The sequence below is a fragment of the Mesorhizobium sp. M5C.F.Ca.IN.020.29.1.1 genome (assembly GCF_003997375.1).
GTDB classification, from domain to species: domain Bacteria; phylum Pseudomonadota; class Alphaproteobacteria; order Rhizobiales; family Rhizobiaceae; genus Mesorhizobium; species Mesorhizobium wenxiniae.
This window is the reverse complement of the sequence record NZ_RZSW01000440.1, coordinates 1-5,332: the sequence shown is the minus strand read 5'-3', so window position 1 is coordinate 5,332 and position 5,332 is coordinate 1. Positions and strand designations below refer to the sequence as shown.

Here is a 5,332-nt window from a genome sequence, read left to right as displayed (position 1 = left end):
GCTGAACATATCAGGATAGTCTGACGCAGACGCCGTTTCCTCCCTGCTGCGGGAGAAAGCGCCGATGAAACCTTACCCGCAAAATTGAAACACCTGGTGAGCCGCATTTTCATCTCCTCCTCGAGACATGCTGGTACTGCCGCCGCCGCCCCTATTATGACGGGCTGCACAGGGAATGAAATTGAACTTCCGTTGCGATCTTGGACCAGCGCCAGGGGCAAGATGTCCGACTTGTGGCAGAGGGATGCCGCCCGCCTGTTTCGGCGAGCGGCGGACTGGAGCAGGCCGTTCGACCGTGACCGCGGTACTATATCAAAGGTCATCGGTGCGTTCGAGTGAAGGCCCCCAGAACCAGACTTGGCGTGCTGAAGGCGTCAGCTATGCCCCAAAAAGTGCACGCGCTAACTCTTGCCATTCCTCATCAAGCGTCAAGGTCGACGGCGCGGCGTCGCAGCGACGATACCAATATTCCGCATTCGATTGATCGCCTTCCTTGCGATGGAGGTAGGCATGCACGCGCATACCCGCCGTATCGTCGCGCACCTGCGCGCGCTCGTGCGCCTTATCCCAATCGCCCTTTGCATCCCACCACAGCGCTTGCAGGGCAGCGTTCAAGCCAGCGGGCGGCTGTGATTTCGCAATCGAATCTCTGAAGGCTTGCAAATCCATTTTTCCACCGACGTGATATACATGGGCGGCCGATAATAATCCCGGATTCCCCAACAGCAAAGTCGCATCGCGCACGGCAAAAATGGCGGTGCTCTCTGCGTGCCATTGGCTCACAATCAAGACTCCCAACGATCAACTGATCGTTATCTCTGTACCGACATGGTGATGAGGAGATGGTAGCGTGGAACCAGGCTCAAACCTCGGACATGATCTTCACCCAACCTGTGATCCACGAGTTTGGCAATGTCTCCGTGCCGACAACGCTGATCATCGGGGGGCAAGGACCGTACAGCCCCGTGCGGCAATCGCGCCAGCGTCGAGGTCGCGAAGACGCTCGGCAACTATCCAAAACTCGGACGCGCCGCAGCCGCGGCCATTCCGAGCGCGACGCTCTTAGAATTCCCAGAGCTTGGCCATTCACCACAGATAGAAAGCGATAAAGTAGCGGCCTCCGGACTTTAGCTGGATATTTAGGAACTCCGATTGTGCAGGTGAGCGAGGAACCTCCCGAACCGCCGTCGCACGGCAGTGAGCGGTGTCTCGTTACCTACGAAGGCGCACATGTCCGGTGCGGCGACAGACGACGCCGACGTAAGGACTTTACCGAGCGATCCGAGCACGACCGGCACCCCTTCCGGTTCATTAACTTCCCGGAGAATGGCGTGGAGATGCCCGAGCACACAGGAAAGGCATCATTGAACGGTCAAACGCGAGTAGCCAAGAGCAACAGACTCTAATGCGGTGCGATTGAGAATTGTCAGCGAGCCGTGGTCGTATTGGGTCAGATCCCGCCGTTCCCATTCTCTCAGGCAACGATTCACTTTCGCGCGAGACGCCGGGATCATTGCCGCGAGGTCGGTCTGCGAAATGTGGATGCTCATAGCTCCATTCACGGCAGCCGTGCTGTGCGGGGTCTCAGTCAATCGCAAGAGCGTGCTCGCCAATCGAATGGATAGTGCACTGGACGCACTGTGGATCACTCGCTCTTGCGCGTCGTGCGTTGCTTGGCATAAGTACGGGATCACCTTCAGTGCGAGATCTGGGTGCTTGTCGAAGACACTAGCCATGAAAGCTGCTTCGATTTGGAGCAAGTCGCTGTCCACGACTGACGCAGCGTTCATGTTACTGTGTCGCGCGATGAACAATCTAGTCAAGTCGAAAGTGTCACCGGGACCAAGATCGGAAAAGATGAACTCTCGGCCGTCTGAGAGGGGTACACTAAGACGAACTTTTCCGTGAATTACGTAGTAAATATAACGCGGTATGTCCCCAAGGCGAGTTAAGACTTTATTCTTTGGAACCCTCCTTAGGATGGCTGCTTTCGCCATTTCACTAAGAGTATCTTGCCCAAATTGCCGAAATAAGCGTATTTTGTTCAGATGTTTGACCCGAACCTCAGCGCCATTTTCTGCCATGGCTCTCTCTCCCTGATAGGGTAAGCGCCCCGGTCCCCTAAAGCGTTGCCTTGACCACCTCTTCAACGAGTCCGATTTCCGGTCCGTTCTCGCGCAGACGCGTTAAGGTAGAAAATATTAACACATTAGGATACGATAAAATAGCGACTCATCTGTGCCCGGGGTAACAGCGGCATGTCTCTGAGACATTTAAATCAAATCTAACCGACTGGATAACCCCCTCCTTATGGGATGGCGTGTGCCATGAGCCAGTAAGGAGAAGGGATGCAACAGGATTCGGGGGGTTCGTCTCTATGCGGCATGCACCAACCGAGGCGTCGCGTGCGCTCTGGAATCGAAGGGTAGAGCCGCTACGGCTTCCTGTGGGAGCAGTTTGCGTGTTTCTCGCAACTGCTGATTTCCTCCTTGGACAGACAATACTTCTTGCGTCAATTGAGCTCTACCATAGGGCCTTCGGCTTGACGTCGCCAGATATCTGGGATTCGATCTGCCTAAGTGTTACCGCCGGTCTGTTGCTGGTCGCATTCATGACCGCCAGGGGCGCCTACACGGTTAGTGGCATCCTGGACAATCACTGCAGGATTAAAACACTTATCAGCGGCTGGCTGTTTGTTTTCTTTTCAATTCTCTGGCTCGCCTTTCTCACGAAGACGACGTCGACGTTCTCGCGCGGCTCCTTGACGCTGGCGTTTGCGGTCGGATTCCCAACCCTGCTGCCTGGCCACGTGGTTCTAGCGCGTGGACTGAAACGGCTTCTGGCGGCTGAGAAACTCGTGTTGCGCACAGTTTATCTGTTTTACTCTGGCGTTCCTGGAAAGGAACAGGGGATAATCAACAAGCTTGGGCAACAGGGCATCGCGGTTTGTGGTGTTTCGAACATTGAGAACGATGATGGCACGATCGCGGCACGGTCGGTGCATGCCGCCGTCGCAGCTGCACAGGCTGCGTTCCGTAATGGCTCGTATGGGGCAGTTTATCTCTTTTGCTCTTGGGACCAGCGGAAGTTGATCGAACGCATCCTGGAGGAAATGTCCCGCCTCCCGCTGCCGATTTATCTTTTCGCCGACGCCTACATAGATAGAATTCTGGCTGGATGCCCGCTGCACACCGGCTGGCAGCGTGCCTTCGAAGTCCAGCGTATGCCGTTGAGGCCTGCCGAACGCCTGCTCAAGCGGTTGTTCGATATTGCTGTTGCATCCCTGCTCCTGCTGTTCCTGTGTCCGTTGATGGCCTTGGTCGCATGTGCCATAGCGCTCGAGAACGGTCGCCCTGTGCTGTTCCGGCAGATGCGACGAGGTTTTGGTGGTAAGCCGTTCAATATTTATAAATTCCGATCGATGACGGTGCAGGAGAACGGTGCACAAATTCGCCAGGCGCAGCGTAATGATGCGCGGGTTACCCGACTTGGCCGAATATTGCGCCGGTCAAACATCGACGAGCTGCCGCAGTTATTCAACGTGCTTCGGGGGGAGATGTCCCTGGTGGGGCCACGGCCTCACGCCGTCGCTCACGACGACACCTATACTTTGGCCATTGCGAGTTATGCTTACCGTCATCATGTAAAGCCCGGTTTGACAGGCTGGGCTCAGATCAATGGCTTTCGAGGGGAAACGAAGGAACTCTGGAGGATGGAAAAACGCGTTGAACACGACCTCTGGTATATAAAATCCTGGAGCATGCTTCTCGATATTAAGATAATTTGGAAAACTGCTCTACTGATCTTTTCGGATCGTAATGTCTATTGATGTATATAGCAGCTTCTCAGGAAGCTAGATGGATACATTAAGTCCATCCTCCGACCGATTGAACGGATAATTTTGATTCTAATGCTTCGGGCGATCCCACCGCCAGCGAGTACATCGAGCCTCACAATCGGGTTCGCGCCGGTTCAGTGGCCGGACAGTGGCACATAGCTCAATGCGAAAATCAACGCGACGCGGGGAGATGGTCGGAGCAGTCGGATCTTGCCATTCAAGGGTTCAGGACGGACCACGGGCTCATTGCGGCGAACGGAAAGCAGGCTTGCTGGCGGCGCAGCCGCCTTCAACAAGAACAATTGTGCAGTCCTATGAGCTTCCGCTCGACGGCATCCGGCTCTTGATTTCCTCTAGAATGTTGGTTGCGCGTGCGATGCGGCTGTACCTGGCCAGAAAGTCTGTCTTCGCCTGCTGACCGATCTGATCCCGAAGCGCCTTGTTTTCGCGCAGGCGCTTAAGAGCTTTGACCCAGTCGGACGGGTTGTCTGGCGACACCAGAACGCTGTTGACGCTATCCCTCAAAACTTCTCGTATAACTGACAGGTCGGAGGAAACTATGGGTTTGCCATGCGCCATATATTCGAAGAGCTTGAGCGGCGACATTCCCTCAGCGATATTTCGACCGCCGCCCTGGCCCTCTACATCTCTAAGATAAGGCGCGAGTACAACGTCCATTTCGGCCAAGTAGGCACATGTCGCGGCGTGAGGAACGTAGCCGTGAAACACTATGTTCGGGCATTTGGCCAGCTTCGATGTCCAATACTCTATATCGCCTGGTGTTCCCCCGACGATGTGAAATGTCGCCCAGCCGCATCGAGGCGCAATAGCGCTTATTATCTCCATGCCTTTTCCCTTATACAGATGTCCGACATAACCAACCTTGAACGTGCCGCTGAGGCTGCATGACTCGACATTCGGCGGAACAGGATCCGCGCCATTGGGCGCGATGAGAAATTTTCCCGCATATTGAGGAAAGAGGCGGATGCTGTCGTCCCGCAGACGTTGCGACGTGACGACCAGCATACGGAATGCCTCTAGCCCTATCAGTTTGGCAAGGCGCTGACGCTGACGTCTGCTCAAACTGCCAATCGGGTCGTGAAGCTCAAAAACCGTCGTGAATCCGAAAAGTCCGGCAGAAACAAACGCTACAGTAGCCGAGCGTGTAAAGACTACATGCGGCCGCAGCCAGACCGCAGCAAGCAGCGCCAACACAGCAAAAAAAAGCTCCCGGCCGGGCACAGGCCAAAAGGGTACAGGGAGAACGCGGAATGGGAACTCGGTATCGAATCCGTATTCGCGCGCGATCTTCTCATAATGGTCCCGTGTATTCATGGAGGCGCGTGGAAGCGCTAGTAGGACCTCCGCTCCGGCTACCCGAAATGCATGGCACATCTTTGCGACTTGTACCGCATTGGCGGCCGGCGCCGGGACGTGCGCAGAATGTATATAGAGAAGCCGCATCCACAAAGCCTATCTTTCACGCGTCGCGGC

4 protein-coding genes are annotated in these 5,332 nt (G+C 55.3%); 1 reads left to right on the top strand and 3 read right to left on the bottom strand.

The genetic code is table 11. The annotated features are described in order from the left end of the window. Positions 1 to 378: 378 nt before the first annotated feature. The gene (locus EOA85_RS26505; RefSeq protein ID WP_127211740.1) at positions 379 to 669 is read right to left on the bottom strand and encodes a hypothetical protein; all 291 of its coding nucleotides are present in this window, start codon (positions 667 to 669) and stop codon (positions 379 to 381) included. Positions 670 to 1,361: 692 nt separating this feature from the next. Continuing rightward, a complete protein-coding gene (locus EOA85_RS26495; protein WP_127211739.1) occupies positions 1,362 to 2,084 on the bottom strand; it encodes a Crp/Fnr family transcriptional regulator in 723 nt (240 codons plus the stop codon). A 377-nt stretch (positions 2,085 to 2,461) separates the two neighbouring features. Here EOA85_RS26495 and EOA85_RS26490 point away from each other — a divergent pair, with 377 nt between their 5' ends. Continuing rightward, positions 2,462 to 3,829, top strand: coding sequence for an exopolysaccharide biosynthesis polyprenyl glycosylphosphotransferase (locus tag EOA85_RS26490; protein WP_164759890.1), 1,368 nt, complete (start codon positions 2,462 to 2,464; stop codon positions 3,827 to 3,829). Between the two features lie 321 nt (positions 3,830 to 4,150). Here EOA85_RS26490 and EOA85_RS26485 read toward each other — a convergent pair whose 3' ends face one another. Continuing rightward, on the bottom strand, positions 4,151 to 5,173 hold the full coding sequence (locus EOA85_RS26485; protein ID WP_164759889.1) for a glycosyltransferase: 1,023 nt from the start codon (positions 5,171 to 5,173) through the stop codon (positions 4,151 to 4,153). Between the last annotated feature and the right edge of the window lie 159 nt (positions 5,174 to 5,332).